Genomic DNA, 18,595 nt, shown 5'->3' with positions numbered 1-18,595 from the left:
GTTACCGCTCTAATGCGATTTATACCATAACGACCAGTAATGGGGTAGGCCAGCAACGTATGCGAAGCAAACATACTGGCCAGTAACACCGACGAGGGCAAATTAAAATTAAGAATATAATAAACTGCTACGGTGCCAATAACCATGGGTACCAGAAAAGTATAAATACCAAAAACCAGGCTTTTTACACGGTTCTTTTTAAACTCTTCCAGGTCTATTTCTAAACCCGCCGTAAACATTATGTACAAAAGCCCTACGGTACCAAACAACACAATACTGCTGTCGCGGAGCAATAAATTTAAGCCGTACGGACCAATAACTACTCCCGCTAAGATTAACCCAATAATGGGCGGCACTTTAATTTTATTAAATAAAATTGGCGAAAATAGAATGATAAAAAGTACCAGCGAAAATATAATTACCGGGTTACGTAAAGGCAACTCAAAGTTTAAATCGCTTAATAATAGCATTACTTTAATTTAAGAGTTTTCTTAATTACTGTTTATTTAACTGTAAAGCGTAAACAATTCGGCAGTCGCCGGTCCGGATAATTTCTCTTTGCCCCTGCATGGTGGTTTCATTTAGCAAAGTAAGCCGTACCACCATTTTGGTAGCCGGTGCCTCCGGAGAAAGTTCTACGTTTTCAGTTAATTCAAGCAAATTATTTTGATAAGCGCCCGTGTACGTTCTAACTAAATTTTCACCGGTCATGGCTTTGGCCACTAAGACATTATCCTGGTAATACAGCTCCCAGATTTCGTTTTTGGTATCACCAATCGCTGAGCCAGTACAGGTTGTTTCGGTACAAGTCATGCGGGCGTTCCATTTGCCTACCAGCACCGGGTTAACCACCCCCACCTGGCCCTGCGTAACACTATCTTGTTGCTGGGCACTTTTAAGCTTTTGCTCCCGCTTAAATAATTCTTCTTCTTTTAAATGCAAATTATTTTCTTTTACCGCCAGGGCTTGCTCCTTTTGAGCCAACGCTGCTTCTCTGTTCCGTACCGATGTTTCCCGTTCGCGGAGGCCACAGCCAGAGAATATGAAAATTATGAGTAGCGGTAAACAAAAAATCCATTTCATGAGCAAAAACCTATCTAGGTGTTTAAGATAAAGGATACAGAAAGGTAAACAGATAAATTTATACTCCGGCATAAATTTGGCAGCCGGGGCTTCATATACCTTAAACATTACCTACCCAAACTACAGATATATTTTAACCAGCCGCTATAATTCTTGTTTTAAGCCGCTGATTATAAGTTGGGTTTTGCTATATGTACCCCTTTGGCGCCTTAACTGTTACAAAACAACCCGGCTGGCAATATTTATAAAGCCTTGCGCTGCTTAAAATCAGTTATTAGGCCAAATAATAAAAAGGCCAACCGTTGGTTTACTTTATTAAACTATCCGGCCCATTTAAAATTTACCCAACGACCCGCAAGTAATATTTGTACTTAATTTATAAATCGATTTTAAAAATTTACCCGTAGGCCCAAGTACAACAAATAAATTGGGCTATGGCAACTAAAAAAGAAAGTTCTAAAAAAGATCCCTGCTGGGATGGGTACGAAAAAGAAGGAATGAAAACCAAAAATGGTAAGAAAGTACCTAACTGTGTAAAAAAAGACAAATAACCAGTTAACCCTATAAATATTCTAAAAGAAACCACTTGCCCAACAAGTGGTTTCTTTTTTAAGTATACAAAACTTGCCTGCACTGGTAAAATGTATTAATCGGATTATTTAATTGGTATAAGCCCGGTTAAAAACCTTTTAACCAGAAGAGTTATGGGCATAATTGGTATAACAATGAACTTGTTTAGTGTTTTATAAAATAGAAGGAACCGCTGCCATTGGTGGTGTTATCACCGCCAATCTTTTAGCTTTTGCCCGACTACTTGCCGGTGAAAACACTCGGCAAGGGCAAACGCTAATACGATTTCCAAAACACTAAACAACTTCAATATCATTTTAGTAAAAGAAAGGGGCCAGAATTATGAAAAAAGAGCAAAAGAGATATTTAATTGGAGCTGGGTTAGCTGCTTTGGGGGCCACTTACCTGCTGGCTACCCGTACCAAAAACTATCCTCCGCTGGCTACGGTACCCGCCGTAGATTTAAACCGGTATGCCGGTAAATGGTACGAGATAGCGGCTTTTCCGCAACGTTTTCAGAAAGGCTGCCACTGCACTACGGCTCAGTACCGGGTAAACCCCGCGGGCTATGTAGAAGTAATAAATGCCTGCCGGAAAAATGGGCCTAACGGCAAAATAAACTCTATTAAAGGAAAAGCTTTTGCCCAGCCTGACAGCCAAAACAGCAAACTTAAGGTGCAGTTTTATTGGCCGTTGCGCGGCGATTACTGGATTCTGGAACTGGCCGCAGATTATTCTTACGCCCTGGTAGGCACCCCCGACCGCGAAAGTTTATGGATACTCGCCCGCACACCAACTTTACCGGATCCTATTTATGATTACCTGCTGGAAAGGGCCACCCAGAAAAATTTTAATGTAAATAAACTGCGCAAAACCGATCAGCAATGCGGTTAACGCGGCCCACCTGCAACCCCCCAATTATTATTGGGTAAGTATAATTAGCTTTCAGGCTGCTACATAATTATTTTTTACCGACTGGCTATCGTTATAATTGTCTGTGGCAGATGGGGCAGGAATATTTTTAGGCATAACCAGCACCAAATCATTTAGCTAAATAAAACCGGCCCGGCAGAACGCAACTTTTGATTAAACACCGGAGTTTATACAGTATCTCTATTTTATTTAGATTATCAAACCTATTTTTCTATGAAAAACCTTTTTCGCTCTCTTGCTTTTACCTTGCTACTGGTAATTTCTGCTTTATCGGTTAATGCCTTGGATTTGCCGATAATTGCTGCTAAAGCTACGCCAATCACAGCCCAACAAGAACAAAGACTGCTGGAAATTGAAACCCGCGTAAACCAGATTAAAGAACTCGATAAAACAAAACTGACCAAAGCCGAGAAAAAAGAACTGCGCAATGAGTTAAAAGCCTTGAAAAAAGAAGCCCGCAAAGGCGGCGGTATTTATCTTTCGACGGGTGCTATTATTGTTATTGTTATTTTATTAGTAGTACTGCTGTAATAAGTTTTGCCCCATGGGATCTGTTTTGCGCATTATAAGTCTGGCCAAGCCTGATTAACTTAACGCGCAGCAACGCCTAAATTTAGCTATCAACTTACAACGCTGTTAATTCAGGTAAACAAACAGGCTTTGGCTTAATAATTTTACCTGGGTTAACAGCGTTTTCATAAGTTCTGATTTTTTATTTTTATAAGCTTTTACTCAGCGTAAAATACCCGCTTAACCCGGGCACTTACATTGGTAAGCAGCTCGTACGGAATGGTGCCAATAGCGGCAGCCATTTGGGTAATATTTAAATCTTCGCCAAATATTACTACGGTATCGCCGGCTTTTACCTCCAGGCCGGTTACATCTACCATACACATATCCATACACACATTGCCGATAATGGGGGCTAGGTGGCCGTTTATCAAAACTTTGCCTACCCCGTTACTAAACCGGCGATCGTACCCATCGGCGTAGCCAATGGCAATGGTGGCCGTTTTTTTATCGGTAGCGGCTATGCCCCGCCGGCTATAACCCACAGTTTCGCCGGCATGCACTTCTTTTACCTGCGACACGGTAGTTTTAAGACTGCCCACCGTACGCAAGCCGGCCTGTTCCTGTCCGGTTGCCTCTACCCCGTATAGGCCAATGCCCAATCGTACCATATCTAACTGGTGCCCCGGAAACCGCACAATACCCGCCGAATTTAAAATATGCTTTATTACCGGGTAACTCAACCCGGTTTCGAGTTGGGCCGCCATTTGCCGGAACTGTTGTATTTGCGATTCCGAAAAATCGTTGTGCAGGGCTTCATCGGCTCCGGCCAGGTGACTAAAAGTACTTACCACCCGTAATTGCGGCGAGTTTTGGAGCGCTTGCAACACCAAAGGTAACTCTTGGGCCGTAAAGCCCAGGCGGTGCATACCCGTATCAAGTTTCAGGTGAATATTTAAAGGTACTGTCTGGCCCAGGGTAGCCGCCTGGCAAGCGCTTAATATTTCTAACGAATAAATCTCCGGCTCCAGGTGGTACTGCTGAATTTTAGTAAAACTATCCGGCGAGGGATTCATCACCATAATGGGTAGGCTAATACCGTTTTCGCGCAGTTGCACGCCTTCGTCGGTGTAGGCTACGGCCAAATAATCTACGCCGTGGAACTGCAGAATATTCGCAATTTCGTAGGAGCCGCTGCCATACGCAAATGCTTTTACCATAACCATTATTTTGGTAGCGGGCTGCAACTTGGTACGGTAATAATTCAGGTTATGAACCAGCGCATCCAGGTTAACTTCCAGCACCGTACCGTGTACTTTGCGCTGAAAAGCCGCTACAATTTTTTCGAACTCAAATAACCGGGCGCCTTTTACGAGAATGGTTTCGTTCCGGAAATCATCGGGCCGGAATTGCTGCAGAAATGCCGCCGTATCGGCATAAAAATAACTTTCCGGCTTAAACTTGGCCTGGTGTTGCGCAATGGTGGTACCAACACCTATAAGTTTATCTACTTGTTTGGCTTTTACAATGTCGGCTACCTGGCGGTAAAGTTCTTCTTCGTGCAACCCGGATTGTAATACATCCGACAGAATAAGTGTTTTTTTGCCCCGGCGGGGCTGATGCAGCAATAAATCCAGGGCAATGGTTAAACCGGCCAAATCGTTGTTATACGTATCATCAATTATGTAACAACCGTTAATGGCTTCTTTCATTTCCAGGCGCATGGCCACCGGGGCTAGCTTTTGTATTCTCTGCTGAATTTCGGTGGTTGGTACCCCGCGCCACAACAGCACCGCTAAACAGTGCAGTATATTTTCTACCGAAGCATCATCGGCAAATGGTAATCGCAGAGTGTGTTCTTCGCCGGCAAAAAGGTACGTAATAGTAGCTTGTTGCCCGGTAGACTGGTAGTTTAAAATCTGCAGGTTGGCCGGTTGGTGGCGCGACCAGGTAAAAGCCGGAATATTGGCCGCTGCTACGGCCGCCTGAATATCTGCGTGGTCGCGGCAATAAAATAATAAAGTAACCCCGGCAAAGAGTTTTAGCTTTTCGTTTATTTTTTGGGTGCGCGACGAAAAACCTTCGTCGTGCGCCGAGCCAATATTGGTGAATATACCAAAGTCAGGTTTAATTATTTTCTGGAGGTTTTCCATTTCGCCGGGCCGAGAAATGCCCGCTTCAAAAATGCCCAGGGTATGGCTGGCATTTAGTGCCCACACCGACAGCGGTACCCCTATTTGCGAATTATAACTCCGGGGGCTTTTGCAAATAAGTTCGTCGGGGCTTAATAATTGGGTGAGCCATTCTTTTACAATGGTTTTGCCGTTGCTGCCGGTAATACCCCAAACCGGCAAAGTAAACTGCTGGCGGTGGTACGCGGCCAGTTGCTGCAAAGCCGCCAGACTGCTTTTAACTACCCAAATATTGGCTTCCGGTAAAATATTCCGGATATCTGAGGTTTGTTTAACGCCCGGTATGGCACTTATGTCTTCCAGAATAAACTGCCGGACGCCCTGGGCATACAGTGCGGGCACATACGTGTGTGCATCATGAAAAGCACCTTTTATCGCAAAAAACACCGAGCCTACCGGGTGCAATATTTTACGGCTATCGGTGAGCAAGTGCTGCAATGGGTAGGCTTGCGTAAACTGTAACGTGGGTGTATGAATAATGGCTGAAACTAATTGGGTGGTGTGCATGGGGCAACAGGCGTAATTCTACAGCAAAGGTACTAAACTGATTAGGAAAGGTTTTAAACCAGATTAAATTCCGTTTTATTTAAGTGGCTTTTCCCGAAATTGCCAACGAAAATATTAGCGCCGCCAATATGACCCGTAATAGCCAAAGTACTTTAAGAAAAAAACTAAACATCATTATTTTTCATGCCGATACCTTTGCCGGTAAGCTTTTTGATGTGGCCTTGCTGGTCGTTATTTTACTTAGTGTATTAACGGTAATCCTGGAAAGTGTGCCCGCTTTAAACGAGCAGTATCATGCTTTATTCCGGCGGGCCGAGTGGGTATACACTATTTTATTTACCATAGAGTTTTGCTTGCGTTTGTGGGTGGCACCCAAACCCCGCCGCTATCTTTTTTCCTTTTTTGGCCTGGTAGACCTGGTATCTATTTTACCTACTTATTTAAGTTTATTTATAGCGGGTACGCAGTATTTTCTGGTAGTACGGGTATTGCGGCTGCTCCGGATTGCCCGCATATTTAAGCTTACCCATTTTATAAAAGAGGGCCAGGTTTTATCTACGGCTTTGCGGGCCAGTTTGCCTAAAATTTTAGTTTTTATAGGTACGGTGCTTACCCTGGTAATTATTATCGGGTCGGTTATGTATGTGGTAGAAGGCGGCCAGCATGGTTTTACCAGTATACCCAAAAGCATTTACTGGGCCGTAGTAACCTTAACTACCGTTGGCTACGGCGATATTGCTCCTCAAACCGCTCTGGGGCAATTACTGGCAGGTTTTGTTATGCTGCTGGGCTACGGCATTATTGCCATACCTACCGGCATTGTAACCGTAGAAATTGCCAACGTAAACAAAACCAATGAAAGCAATACCAATGCTCTTTTCTGCAGCAAATGCTTAAAACAAAACCACGAAGCAGGGGCTAAATTTTGTAATAATTGTGGTTCGGCGCTATAAAAGGCTTTATTGCCTCCAATCAGCAATATCACTTCAGGTATTAAATCCAGAATATCTTAAATAGTTTACCCGTATTAAATAATCTTTACCACCAGCATTCGTGAATCAATTGCGCTTTTAAAGCGTTAATTTTGTGCGATTACTATTAAGATTATATTTTGAAATCAAATAAATATTATGCGGCCGGCATCAGTGCATTTGTTATCTGGGGCTTTATACCTTTCCCGTTAAAGGCCCTGCACGCTTACCCCAGCACACAAATTCTGTATTTCCGGACTTTATTTTCGCTGCTAATCATGGCCATCATTATGTTGGCGTTGCGGCGCGAAAGTATGCGGACTACCCTGGCGCAATACAAGGCTGCGCCGGCACCAGCTAAACGTAAATTCCTGGTTTTAACCTTACTGGGCGGCATTTTTCTTACCATTAATTGGTTTGTATTTATTTACGTTATCAACCACATCGATATCCAGACGGGTTCTTTTTCTTACCTGCTCTGCCCCATTTTAACAGCCTTGCTGGGTTATCTGCTACTAAAAGAAGAACTAAAGCTAAACCAGTGGCTAGCCATTGGCATGAGTTTACTTAGCTGTTTTATGCTGGGCACCGGCTCGGCACTAAATTTATTTTACAGTTTACTCGTGGCCAGCAGTTACGCTCTCTACCTAATTACCCAACGCCTTTTAAAAGATTACGACAAAATGGTCCTGCTCACGCTACAGTTAATTGTGTCTTTCTCTTTGATGGGGCCGTTTTACAACTACTTTAATGCCGGCCATGCACTGGGTACTGATTTTTACTTCTTTGGGGTAATTATTATTTTAAGCGCGGGCTTTACGGTAATACCTTTGTTTCTAAACCTGTATGCGCTTACCGAGCTAAAATCCGGCACTATTGGCATATTAATGTACCTGAACCCTATTATTAATTTTGTTATGGCTTTCCTGTATTTTCAGGAACAAACCAATACGTACAAAGGCCTGGCTTACGCTATTATTTTTGTATCGGTAGTGGTGTATAATTGGCGGGGGCAAAAAAGAAGAAAGTTAAAGCCGGCATAAGAATTTTAGCTATTTATGCAATTACTCACCTAAACTGCTGGCATGTGCTTCTATTTTGCTTAGTTCAGGATAGCTGTTGCCTATTCTTTAAAATATTAAAGCGGTAAGGCCGCGTAATAAACAATCATCACCCGGCCTTACCGCTTTAATATTTTTCTATTAAATGAAACTCTGATTATGCAACCTACTTTTTTACTCGCTAATCAATTAAGCGCCTAACGGGAAGTTAAATACAAAGCTGGTACCATCGGGGGTAATGCCGTCCAGGCGTACCATACCGTTGCGGGTGTTATTCAGGGCGGCATCTAAATCGGTGAGGGAATTTACCGGCCGGCCATTTACGCTGGTAATAATAGTGCCTTTGGGTACACCCGCCGAATCGAAGAATCCACCTCGTTGCATTTCGGTAATGACCAACCCGGATCTTAAGCGGTATCTTTCTTTGATATTGGCGGGTAACGGTGCAAAAGTTGCGCCTAGCTTTGCCTGCATACCACGGGCGGCGTTGCTGTTTTCGCTGGCTACCGGGTTACCAGTTTCGGCTCCTTTTAAGGTTACATTAACGTTGCTTTTCTGTTTACCCCGCAAATAGGTTAGTTCTACCTTATCGCCGGGCTGTAAACGGCCAATTCTTTCCGAAAACTCCGCCGACGACGCCACCTGTACCCCACCTATACTCTGAATAATATCGCCGGCTTTTAAACCGGCCGCCGCCGCGCCGCTACCGGGTTGTACGCCTGTAATATAAACGCCCCGCACCGAGGCCGGATCAATCCCTTGCTCCCGCAAAATCTGGTCTTCTACGGCTGGTGCCGGGAAACTTACACCTAAATAGCCGCGTCGTACTTCGCCGTATTTTCTAAAATCGCTTACAACTTTTTTAACCAGTTCTACCGGAATAGCAAAACCATAACCGGCGTAACTACCGGTTTGCGAGGCAATAGCTGCGTTTATACCAATTAACTGACCGGTGGCATTTACTAAAGCACCGCCGCTGTTACCAGGGTTTATGGCCGCATCAGTCTGGATAAAAGACTCAATAGCCGAACTGGGAGAAGGTTGGGCGTTACCGTAATAATTTTCCTGGCTGGGGCGGTTTAAAATACCAATACTCCGGCCTTTGGCACTTACTATACCGGCCGTAACCGTAGAGTTAAGCGATAAAGGATAACCTACAGCCAAAACCCACTCGCCTACCTGCACATTATCAGAATTACCTAAAGTAACAATGGGCAATTTGGTGCCGCCTACTTTTACCAGGGCCAAATCGGTGCTGGGGTCGCGGCCCACCAAAGTACCTTTAAACGAGCGTTTATCCGGTAAAACTACCTCAATGGCCGAGGCATTTTCGATTACGTGGTTGTTGGTAACAATATAGCCGTCGGGGGTAATAATTACGCCCGACCCGGAAGCCCGCGACGGCGCCGATGATTGCGGCGAACCAAAAAGTTCTTCAAACACATTACCGCTACCTCCGGCATTGCCCGCGTAAGTGGTTTTTATGTGCACCACCGCCGGGCTTACCATTTTGGCGGCCTGCACAAAATCGGGAATGGCCGCCGCATTATTGTTATTGGTGTAATTAACAAATTGTACGTTGGGTTGTTCTTCGGTGTAATAAGTGGCATTCTGGCGGTTATCTAAATACCGGTAACCCGCTATCGCCAGTACTGCTGAAATAAGGGCAATTATTAAAACATAAGCTGCTTTTTTCATGGTATACTAACTTTACTAGGATTGAATTTTCGGTTTATATCGGTTTAAACTCTAAATTATTTTTCTTTAAGTAAAAAATCAAAACCCAATATGCTGAATATTGGTGTTGAACCTGCTTTATTCTGAAATAAATGCTGGCACATAAAATATTATTAATTTAAAAAGCCAAGCATTGCAAAATGTTTGTAGCATAAGGCTTTAAAGGATTATCCTGCTTAACCATCGCACCTTTTAATAGTATCGTTATTCTTTAGTTTTAGTTTAATTTATTTCTTTACGATTCTCATTGATAAGCTTTAGCTAAGTTATTTAACCCGGGAGTTTTGTGACCATAACTACCGGTTGGTTATCCTACTTGATTCCTGGCTATGGCAGTTTGTATGGCTGGCAATAACCGGTAAATAGTGGGGCTGGTGGTTATGTGTTGTAGCTGTTGTAACAGATTATAAAGTGCCTGCTGTAACAGCCGATCGTTTTTGCCATAGTCCCAAATGGGTAAAATACAGATGCTAAATATTTCTTCAAAGTTTTTTTCCTGCCGGATAATACGCACTTTACCGTCGTTGTCTTTTATTTCTAGTTCCGGATGGTGCTGCGCGCGGTACGCCAGCAAATCGGCCAGAGCCTGCAAACATAAAATGGCGGTACCGGGGTCGTTAATACCAGGACTGAGGGCTCTTACGGCCATTTCCATCAATTGCCGGAAACCGTAAAAATAATTGGTATCAATCGGTTCGCCCCTTTGAATATTCAGTGATGCCACTACCTGCTTTTCCCATTTCTCCGGAACACTTTCTACTGCCGGCACCAGTAACAAAGGCGTGCCTTGGAGCACATACGTTTCGGTAGAATAAATAAAAACCACCATTTTTTCTTCCTGCTTACAAATATTCAGCAGCATGTTTTTATCAAAACCCTGGAATATGCCCGAAAAAGGTGCTTTTATTTTATACCCTTGGGTTGGTTCTTGGGTAGGTACAAGTGGGGTTTCGCGTAAAAAGTTTTTTTCGAGAGCAGTTTGGGTTTGCTTGTAAATCCGGTGAACAATGGTTTCGTATTTAACCGATTGCGTAATGTAGTGCAGGAAATAAATAAAAAGAATAATATCGAAAACTGTAAAAAAAATGAGCAGGTAAGTACTTAGAGCCGGTACGTAAATACCCGAATCGATATCGCGGATGGTACTGAGCAGGAAAAGAGCGTATACAATGGTGCCAATGTAAAAGCCTAATATTACCTGCTGAAAACGGTTACCAATTAGTTTATCCAGTACCCGGTTGCTTAAATTAGACGCCGCCTGGTTTAAGATAATCATTACCATAGAAAAACTAAATACCGTTAGCGAAAGAATACCGGCGGCAATAGTAGAAATAATACTACGGGCGGTGCTGGCATCTTTTAGGCTAAGCCAATCCCACTGCGATTTAAAGTCTTTACCCGTATCAGAATAATCAAAGGTAATCATGATGTACGACAGGGTCAGGAAAATTACCGCAATAATGGCTGGCAGAAAGGCAATACTATTTACAGCCCAATTTATTTGTATTCTAAGCCATTTAATTGCGCTGTTTATCATGCCGAATACCCGTTTGGGGTTAATTACAGAGTTGGTAAAAAATTATCCCAATTGCGGGCAGCAATGGAATTTTATTTTTTAATCTTTTTTTACGTTTTGTAGCGTGGAGTTTACTACCTGGTCGGAGCTTTTAATAATGCTGAATTTCCCATTTGTTTCCAGTACAATGGCTTCTATTTGCCCCAACGACAGAATACCCTGGCTGCGGGCCGCCTGAAATAACTCTTCTTTTTTAACCCGTTCTTCCCGCAACGCCTGGTCTTTAAACTGGCCCTGGTAAAATAATAAGCGGGGCTCCGATTTTACCATTTTATTAAAAACCGGCACGCGTACATAAACCCACGAGACTATAAATTGTAGCAAAACCAATAGCGCCAAACCCGCTATGCCTTCGGCTAAGGGCGTATCTTTCGAAAGCATGGCCGTAGCCAAAGTAGATCCCAGGGCTACCGTTATAATAAAATCAAAAGCATTCATCTGGGCCAGGGTACGCTTACCCGATATGCGCAGAATAACCACTATAGCTACGTAAGCAAGCGTACCGGTAAGTAATATTTTAACTATTTGAGACCAGTTATCGAAAAGCATATAGGTACATGGTTAAGCTTGGTAAATATTAAAATTACACTGGGGTATCCGGCTCATTACTACCGGGGCTCACCTCCACCGGTACACCCGTTGGGTTTATTAATTGTACCTGCTGCCGCGGGTAAACCGGAATAATTTTGCCCAGGTATTCGGGTTTATTTAGTTCCTGGGCAGTTCGCAAGGTAAGTTCGCTTTTCCATTTGCGCCGCTCCCGCGCGCCCACTAAATACCGGATGGTTAAATTGGTCCAGGAGTCTTCGCTCGATAAATAAACTTGGGGCTTTTCCGAAACGCTATCCTGCAGGCCGGCCCGCCCCATTAAGGCGGCATACTGGCGGGCCGGCTCTACCATATAATTGGCTAATAAGTCAACCGCCGTATTTTCCAGCACTTTTAAAGCCAACGGCAAATCCGATTCGTTGGCTACACTCACGGGCAGTTCGTCCCATACATAAGGGAAATCGCCGGTTAGGTTGGTTACGGTGCCGGTTAAAATTTCATTGTTCGGGAAGGTGACCATGCGGCCGGTAGGTTGCTCGGCGTTTACATAACCGGCCTGGTACGGCGACCCAATTTCCCAGACGGTGGTGGTCAGGAAATCAATCTGGTAAACATCTCCGAAAACTTCGCCCACCCTAATGCGATCGCCGACCCGGTAATACCCCTGAAAAGAGTTTAGCAGCCAACCCGTAAAACTTTCGATAGGCGTTTGCAACGACCAGGAAAGAGCCAGGCCAATTAAACCCAACGAACCCACTAAAGCCCGGATATCGCCGGCTACTACACTTAAAGCTACCCCGGTGGCCAATAGCCAAACCGCAATTGATACCAAAGAAATAATGGCTCCGGAACTTCCCCAGCCCCCAATTACCTTTTGTAGCAGTTTCTTTAGCAGCCAGGCTACTAACCAGGCCAATATTAAGCAACTAAGCGCAATCAGAATTTTGGGCAGGTTATAAAAAAAACTACTCCACAGGTTTTGCAAAGCGCTAATGGCCTCGTCGGTGGCCTCGCTAGCCGAAAGACTTAAGCTATCCGGTGTTTGGGTGATTAACTTGGTACCCAACACAGTGGTAGTGATAGTTGAATCCGGCAACGTAGTGGCCGCAGTTGTTTCGGAGTTATTGTCCTGAGCCAGCCCGGCTTCGCCCGGCGAAAACAACAGCAACATAAAACCCGTTAGAGCCACCGCCAGAATAGAGGCTTGCCGGAAGTTCTTTAGCCGGTTTTCGGCACCTTTAACCGCCGAACCCCGCCTGACATTTCTTTTGCGTTGCCGCCTTTTGGTAATGCTGCCGGAGCGCCGGTTAATGTCCGTTTGCATACCAGCCCGGTTACGGACAGATAGCTTATTGGCGGCGGCAGCTTTACGTTTGTTTGTAAAAAAGGGCATAATCTACGGGAGCTAAATAATGATGGCAAATGGGCAAATCCACTAGAAAAGCACCTTACTCATACTGGCCAGGCGAAAAGTCCGGATAAAGTACCCTAGCCGGTAAATGCTTCAACATTAATAATATTAATAATGAAAGTTTTGTTAGGTATAGGAGGCCGCGCCTAGAGGTCAGGCAAAAATAAAATTCAGTGCGCTTTTACAGACTCCGCTAATCAACCGTTATAAGCTGCCATTCTAAGCTAAAGTTCAGGACTTAACCGGATCTCAAAAATCAAACCTTATAACTTAATTCTCCGCTTACAAACCTTCGCCACTGCCACCTACTATCCTTAATATTTCGGCTTTAAACCCAGCTTCTTCTAGAGCATTCTCAATAATTTGGGGGTCCAGGTTTTCGCCCGAAACACTTAATATTTTGTCTTCGCTGTTGGTATCTACCTGCCAATGGCTAATATTGGGAGCTTTATCCAGAAAACCGGCTACTTCCGATACATTTTCCTGGGTATTCAGGTTGGTTTTAAATTTTAAAATTTTCATGCTATACGTTTTCTTTTTATTTTTTACTCCGGATAACAACAATTGTTGCAACCGAACTACCGCTGGCTGCTCTGCTTAAATGTTAGTTAAGGATGAGACTAAATATTTTTACAGGAGATTTGATTAGAGAAATTTTAAACTTGCCGGCCTTACAAAAAGTATGGGTTATTTTTGTACGAAGTAAAAAAACACTGTTCCCAGCCTTATTTTAAATTTATATATTAGTAAGCTTATAGGCTTTAAAACCCAGACATGCGGCACTTGTATTTTATACCCAACTTTCTAAAGCCATACTTACCCAAACCCCGGTATCGGCTGCATTTAATGGGAGGAATAATTTTGTTATTAACGCAATGCCAATCGGCTACCTTGCCCCAAACCAATGCTGGTACCGCTGTTCTAAACCAGGAGTTTAAAATAAGCCTGAACCAAACAGTTATTTTGCAAGAAGATAAGCGCGCCGGTAATAGCCGCCTGGGTAAGATTAAACTGGTAAAACTGGAAGATAGCCGGTGCCCGGCCCAAACTACTTGTATAAGACAAGGTGCGGTAATAACAACTTTGGAGGTTATAACCAACTTACCCAAAACCCAAATAGTGCGCTTATTTATTGGCGATATGATGCCCCAAGATTCCCGGAATAAAAGAAATATATCGTCCGATACCTTGTTGGTAGCTTTAAATAATAAGGTAAACTATCAACTTATTTTAAAAGATGTACAGCCTTACCCTGGTACTTCAATGGCTGCGCCACAGGCAATATTGCTGGTGAAAAGACCATAAAAAAAGCCTGAATTACTTCAGGCCTCTGGCGGCGGAGTCAACGTTTTGCACGTTATGTTCTCCAAATTGGTCGGCTTGTTCCGCCGTTTTGGCCGTATCACCAATAGGAGCCGGCCTTGGCTTAGCTAAATTGGGGTCATCACCCACAATGGCTTCAGCAGTTCCTTTTTCTCCTTCCGGATAATCTTCCTGAATCTTTTTCTGGTCGGCAGAGCAACTGGCTGTAGCTGCTACTATTGCCAGTCCTAAAGTTATGTGCAATAATTTTTTCATAGTTTTATTTCGACGCTTGGCAGATTTGTTAAACGAGCTTTAGGCACAAAAAGTTAGAAAAAGTATATTTATTTAGCCTCAGTCCCAGATAAATCACCTTTAAAGTAAATTTTTACGGTAAAAATCCGTTGCCAGGCCAAATATCTGTAATTCAGCACCAGGTTGCATCTGGTTTACACGCCCAAGTTAAAAAAGCTTTTATTCTGGGTAAAAATTAGGATGGGGTGCGATAGCGCTTCTTCGGGCCTTTTACTTGGGCCTACCGTTCAGAAAATAATTAAACCCGGTACTTTTTCCGGGGAAAAAAGAAAATTCATCGGCTCCGGTTACAAGCGGGCGCAGCAGTACATTCGCCGATATCATTCATTTACCTGGCAGCAATCCGGCTTCCCAGCCTACAAATAGGTCCAGCCCAACGGTACCTAAACCAAAAAACCCGTTCTACTTTTTCTTTTGGCCATTTTTCTTACCGGAGCCAATCTGCACCTGATTTGCCAGGCCTTTGTAGCAGAAAAGCCACTAACTATATTTTACGCAACAGGTGATTTCCGGCTCATGTCAGGAGGAGGAGCATCTCAGAATAATACAAATAAATATTAAATAATATAATGTATGTTAATTTTAATTCCTTTATATTTATAAAAAATAAATCACCGAAATCATGAACGAACTACTACAGGCCGCCGCCGCTCCTGCCAATATTATCCCGACGGCATTAATGGTCTTTGTACTTTTATATTGGCTGGTGGTTCTCGTGGGTTTACTGGATCTAGATGCTTTTAACTTAGATTTAGAAACTACTACGGAAGCAGACCTGAATGGCGCGGAAGCCATTGTTTGGCTAAATTCGGCGCTGGCTTTTTTTAACCTGGGCCGGGTACCGTTTATGCTGTTCCTGAGTTTTCTGGTACTTCCCTTTTGGGCCCTGGCCTTGTTGGCAAATTATTATTTAGGTACAGCCAGTCAGTTTACCGGATTTTTACTTTTGCTGCCGGCCTTTATACTGGCGTTGTTCTTTTCTAAAATATTAACGAGCCCTTTTGTAAAGCTGTTTGGCGCACTCGAAAAAGAGCATTATGGCAACGCCGTGGTGCTGGGCCAAGTATGTACGGTGGTTTTACCGGCTTCGGCCACTGAACTAGGACAAGCTACTGTAAAAACCGAAGGCTCGCCGCTCTTGCTAAACGTTAAAACCACCGGCAATGCTAAAATTAAAAAAGGCGAAACGGCGGTGGTAATTGAGTACAACGAAAAAAGCAAATATTACCTGATAGAGCCTTACCAACTTTTATAACCTGGAGCGGCTGGTGCAACAGAGCTATGTAGTTTATTTACTTAGTTTTGGGTATTACGCAGCATCCTTATTTTTACTATATTTACTTCTTTAATATTTTACCAACCTTATATTTAGTAAACCCATGTAAACCCTGGCATCTGTTTTATCGGGCCGATTAACGACAAAGCAAAAACCAGAAACAGGTGCCCTTCTTTTTATTTTTCATTTAAGTACTCAGCCAATAGTTAGTTTTCCGGTAGAGCCAGAAAATTGCTTATACCAAGGCACCCGGCCAGCATAAAAAGGCGGTGGTATAGCCCTGAATAAAACAAATTAGCTGTTTAATCTAACGTTGGCTGGCCCTGTGGCAGCCTGGTAAACCTATTATTATAAATTAAACTTAACTCCTATTCCTAAACACTTTTACTACCAACCATCATGATTGCACAATTATCCTGGACCATCGTCGGTATACTGGCGATATTCTTCTTTGGCTTAATTGCCATTGTTATTAAAATGTACCAAAAGGCCATTCAGGGCGAAGCCCTGGTCCGGACCGGCCTCGGCGACACCAAAGTTTCGTTCTCCGGCATATTTGTCGTGCCCGTTATTCATAAGCTGGAAATAATGGATATTACCTTAAAAACCATTGTTATTTCCCGCACCGGCTCTGAAGGCTTAATTTGTAAAGATAATTTACGCGCCGATATTAAGGTGAACTTCTTTTTACGGGTAAATAAAACGCCCGAAGACGTAATCCAGGTAGCCCAATCCATCGGGTGCCGCCGCGCCTCCGACCACGCCGCGTTAGAAGGTTTATTTGATGCTAAATTTTCGGAAGCCCTAAAAACTGTGGGTAAGCACTTCGATTTTGTGGATTTATACCAAAGCCGCGACGACTTTAAACGCCAGATTCTGCAAACCATTGGCGTAGATTTAAACGGGTATATCCTGGACGATTGCGCGATTGATTACTTAGAGCAAACCTCCATCAGCAGTCTGAACGAAAACAATATTCTGGATGCAGAAGGTATCAAGAAAATTATTGACTTAACTGCCCGCCAGAAAGTACAAGCCAACTTAATTGAGCGAGAAAAAGAAAAAACCATTAAAAAGCAAAACGTAGAAGCCCAGGAAACCATCCTGGAACTGGAACGCCAACTTATCGAAAATGAGGAAAAGCAAAAACGCGAAGTAGCCAATATTCGGTCCCGGGAATATTCCGAAGCTGAAAAAGTGCGCCAGGAAGAACGGCTGAAAGCCGAAAAAGCCAAGATAGCTACCGATGAAGAATTAAAAATTGCCGAGCAAAACCGCGACCGCCAGGTCCTGGTAGCCGAGCGCAGCAAGCAACGCACCGATGCCGTGGAAACCGAACGCGTAGACCAGGCCCGGTTACTCGAAGCGAATGAAAAAGAACGCATTGTAGCCCTGGCCCAGATTGAAAAAGAAAAAGCCATTGAAGAAGAGCGTAAAAATATTCAGGGCATTATCCGGGAGCGCGTAATCGTAGAAAAAGCCACGGTGGAAGAACAGGAACGCATTAAAGATACGGTAGCGGTAGCCGAAGCCGACCGTCTGAAAAAAGTTGCTGTTACCAAAGCGCAGCAAGAAACCGAAGAAGCCACTATTACCTTTGTGGGCGCCGCCGACATGGAGCGCAAAGCCGCTGAGTTCCGCGCAAAGCAGGTAATTATTGATGCCGAAGCCGAAAAAGCCAGCGCCGATAATAAAGCTCAGGCTATTAAAATATTAGCCGAAGCCGAAGCCAGCAAAGAAGCCGCCATTGGTTTAGCTGAAGCCCAGGTAATGGAAGCCAAAGCCCAGGCCCGCAAAAAAGAAGGCGAAAGCGATGCCGCCGTACTGCAATTACATGCTACCGCCGAAGCCAAAGCCATTCAGGCCAAAGCCGAAGCCCAAGCCGATGCCGACGAAAAGCTGGGAATTGTGTCCGCCAAGGTAGCCAAAGAAAAAGGCTTAGCCGAAGCATCCGTGATTGAAATGACCGCCGATGCCGAGCAGAAAAAAGGCTTAGCCGAAGCCCGCGTAAACGAAGAGAAGTTTACCGTGGAAGCCAAAGGCATTGAGCAAAAAGCCGACGCCATGCGCAAACTGGACGGCGTAGGCAAAGAGCACGAAGAGTTCAAACTGCGTTTGGACAAAGACAAAGCCATCGACCTAGCCCAAATCAATATCCAGAAAGATATTGCCGCTTCCCAGGCCGAGGTGATTGCTGAAGCTTTAAAAGCTGCTAAAATCGATATCGTGGGTGGTGAAACCATGTTCTTCGACCAGATTATCGGCTCCATCACGAAAGGTAAATCCGTGGACCGTTTAGTTACCAACAGTGAAGTGCTGGGCACCGTGAAAGACGCCTTTTTTAAAACCAACGGCGACGGCAAAGTGCACTTTAAAGAAAATCTGCACTATTTTATGAATCAGTTCGGAATGAAATCTGAAGACGTACGTAACCTGAGTATCTCGGCATTACTGCTGAAAATGATGCAGCGCAGCGCCGACGACAGTACCACCGACCTGCTGCAGCGACTCACCAGCACCGCCACCGCCATGGGCATTTCGGATAAGCCGGTAAAAAGTATTGTGTTGAATTAAAGTTTGAATTAGGTAAGTCTGTTAAAAT

The 18,595-nt window shown here is 43.9% G+C and carries 16 protein-coding genes; 7 read left to right on the top strand and 9 right to left on the bottom strand.

The window, feature by feature from the left end; genetic code table 11:
• Together ACO1R6_RS03815 and ACO1R6_RS03810 are read right to left on the bottom strand one after the other, a co-directional pair.
• Positions 1-470 (bottom strand): cation:proton antiporter (locus tag ACO1R6_RS03815; RefSeq protein ID WP_486262320.1); only part of this gene is annotated, 470 nt, incomplete at its 3' end.
• Positions 471-495: 25 nt separating this feature from the next.
• Positions 496-1,083, bottom strand: coding sequence for a hypothetical protein (locus ACO1R6_RS03810; RefSeq protein WP_486262318.1), 588 nt, complete (start codon positions 1,081-1,083; stop codon positions 496-498).
• Between the two features lie 912 nt (positions 1,084-1,995).
• On the opposite strand from ACO1R6_RS03810, the gene ACO1R6_RS03805 reads away from it, so the two are divergent.
• A complete protein-coding gene (locus ACO1R6_RS03805) occupies positions 1,996-2,547 on the top strand; it encodes a lipocalin family protein (RefSeq protein WP_486262317.1) in 552 nt (183 codons plus the stop codon).
• A 252-nt stretch (positions 2,548-2,799) separates the two neighbouring features.
• A complete protein-coding gene (locus ACO1R6_RS03800) occupies positions 2,800-3,117 on the top strand; it encodes a hypothetical protein (protein ID WP_486262315.1) in 318 nt (105 codons plus the stop codon).
• Between the two features lie 197 nt (positions 3,118-3,314).
• Here the strand turns inward: ACO1R6_RS03800 and ACO1R6_RS03795 are convergent, their stop codons facing one another.
• On the bottom strand, positions 3,315-5,795 hold the full coding sequence (locus tag ACO1R6_RS03795; protein ID WP_486262314.1) for a bifunctional UDP-N-acetylmuramoyl-tripeptide:D-alanyl-D-alanine ligase/alanine racemase: 2,481 nt from the start codon (positions 5,793-5,795) through the stop codon (positions 3,315-3,317).
• 83 nt (positions 5,796-5,878) lie between these two features.
• Here ACO1R6_RS03795 and ACO1R6_RS03790 point away from each other — a divergent pair, with 83 nt between their 5' ends.
• Entirely contained in the window at positions 5,879-6,748 is an 870-nt protein-coding gene (locus ACO1R6_RS03790) for an ion transporter (RefSeq protein ID WP_486262313.1), read from the top strand.
• Between the two features lie 158 nt (positions 6,749-6,906).
• The gene (locus tag ACO1R6_RS03785) at positions 6,907-7,809 is read left to right on the top strand and encodes an EamA family transporter (protein WP_486262312.1); all 903 of its coding nucleotides are present in this window, start codon (positions 6,907-6,909) and stop codon (positions 7,807-7,809) included.
• A gap of 207 nt (positions 7,810-8,016) precedes the next feature.
• Here the strand turns inward: ACO1R6_RS03785 and ACO1R6_RS03780 are convergent, their stop codons facing one another.
• The 5 genes from ACO1R6_RS03780 to ACO1R6_RS03760 form a co-directional block, all read right to left on the bottom strand.
• Positions 8,017-9,525 (bottom strand): trypsin-like peptidase domain-containing protein, encoded by a 1,509-nt coding sequence (locus ACO1R6_RS03780; RefSeq protein WP_486262311.1) that lies wholly within the window; start codon positions 9,523-9,525, stop codon positions 8,017-8,019.
• 346 nt (positions 9,526-9,871) lie between these two features.
• Complete coding sequence (locus ACO1R6_RS03775) at positions 9,872-11,101, bottom strand: DUF2254 domain-containing protein (RefSeq protein WP_486262310.1); 1,230 nt, start codon at positions 11,099-11,101, stop codon at positions 9,872-9,874.
• 78 nt (positions 11,102-11,179) lie between these two features.
• Positions 11,180-11,689 carry a DUF421 domain-containing protein gene (locus tag ACO1R6_RS03770; protein WP_486262309.1) on the bottom strand — a complete coding sequence of 170 codons (510 nt, stop codon included), beginning with the start codon at positions 11,687-11,689 and terminating at the stop codon, positions 11,180-11,182.
• Positions 11,690-11,723: 34 nt separating this feature from the next.
• Positions 11,724-13,082: a mechanosensitive ion channel family protein gene (locus tag ACO1R6_RS03765; protein WP_486262307.1), complete on the bottom strand. Its 1,359-nt coding sequence runs from the start codon at positions 13,080-13,082 to the stop codon at positions 11,724-11,726.
• A gap of 300 nt (positions 13,083-13,382) precedes the next feature.
• Positions 13,383-13,622, bottom strand: a complete 240-nt coding sequence (locus ACO1R6_RS03760) for a copper chaperone (RefSeq protein WP_486262305.1) — start codon at positions 13,620-13,622, stop codon at positions 13,383-13,385.
• Between the two features lie 339 nt (positions 13,623-13,961).
• Between ACO1R6_RS03760 and ACO1R6_RS03755 the strand changes: the two genes are divergently transcribed.
• On the top strand, positions 13,962-14,405 hold the full coding sequence (locus ACO1R6_RS03755; protein ID WP_486262303.1) for a hypothetical protein: 444 nt from the start codon (positions 13,962-13,964) through the stop codon (positions 14,403-14,405).
• 12 nt (positions 14,406-14,417) lie between these two features.
• Here the strand turns inward: ACO1R6_RS03755 and ACO1R6_RS03750 are convergent, their stop codons facing one another.
• Positions 14,418-14,678 carry a hypothetical protein gene (locus ACO1R6_RS03750; RefSeq protein ID WP_486262301.1) on the bottom strand — a complete coding sequence of 87 codons (261 nt, stop codon included), beginning with the start codon at positions 14,676-14,678 and terminating at the stop codon, positions 14,418-14,420.
• A gap of 661 nt (positions 14,679-15,339) precedes the next feature.
• Here ACO1R6_RS03750 and ACO1R6_RS03745 point away from each other — a divergent pair.
• Positions 15,340-15,972 (top strand): hypothetical protein, encoded by a 633-nt coding sequence (locus ACO1R6_RS03745; RefSeq protein WP_486262299.1) that lies wholly within the window; start codon positions 15,340-15,342, stop codon positions 15,970-15,972.
• A 420-nt stretch (positions 15,973-16,392) separates the two neighbouring features.
• Positions 16,393-18,567, top strand: a complete 2,175-nt coding sequence (locus tag ACO1R6_RS03740) for a flotillin family protein (RefSeq protein WP_486262297.1) — start codon at positions 16,393-16,395, stop codon at positions 18,565-18,567.
• Positions 18,568-18,595: the final 28 nt, after the last annotated feature.

This window comes from Adhaeribacter sp., from assembly GCF_057359045.1.
Note: the sequence above shows the minus strand (reverse complement) of the source record. Positions and strands in the feature narration are given on the sequence as shown.

Excerpts from the sequence above, each read along its gene's own strand:
- ACO1R6_RS03740 (WP_486262297.1), top strand. The coding sequence starts at position 16,393 with ATGATTGCACAATTATCCTGGACCATCGTCGGTATACTGGCGATATTC.
- ACO1R6_RS03805 (WP_486262317.1), top strand. The coding sequence starts at position 1,996 with ATGAAAAAAGAGCAAAAGAGATATTTAATTGGAGCTGGGTTAGCTGCT.
- ACO1R6_RS03775 (WP_486262310.1), bottom strand. The coding sequence starts at position 11,101 with ATGATAAACAGCGCAATTAAATGGCTTAGAATACAAATAAATTGGGCT.
- ACO1R6_RS03800 (WP_486262315.1), top strand. The coding sequence starts at position 2,800 with ATGAAAAACCTTTTTCGCTCTCTTGCTTTTACCTTGCTACTGGTAATT.
- ACO1R6_RS03770 (WP_486262309.1), bottom strand. The coding sequence starts at position 11,689 with ATGCTTTTCGATAACTGGTCTCAAATAGTTAAAATATTACTTACCGGT.
- ACO1R6_RS03745 (WP_486262299.1), top strand. The coding sequence starts at position 15,340 with ATGAACGAACTACTACAGGCCGCCGCCGCTCCTGCCAATATTATCCCG.
- ACO1R6_RS03760 (WP_486262305.1), bottom strand. The coding sequence starts at position 13,622 with ATGAAAATTTTAAAATTTAAAACCAACCTGAATACCCAGGAAAATGTA.
- ACO1R6_RS03750 (WP_486262301.1), bottom strand. The coding sequence starts at position 14,678 with ATGAAAAAATTATTGCACATAACTTTAGGACTGGCAATAGTAGCAGCT.
- ACO1R6_RS03780 (WP_486262311.1), bottom strand. The coding sequence starts at position 9,525 with ATGAAAAAAGCAGCTTATGTTTTAATAATTGCCCTTATTTCAGCAGTA.
- ACO1R6_RS03810 (WP_486262318.1), bottom strand. The coding sequence starts at position 1,083 with ATGAAATGGATTTTTTGTTTACCGCTACTCATAATTTTCATATTCTCT.
- ACO1R6_RS03795 (WP_486262314.1), bottom strand. The coding sequence starts at position 5,795 with ATGCACACCACCCAATTAGTTTCAGCCATTATTCATACACCCACGTTA.
- ACO1R6_RS03765 (WP_486262307.1), bottom strand. The coding sequence starts at position 13,082 with ATGCCCTTTTTTACAAACAAACGTAAAGCTGCCGCCGCCAATAAGCTA.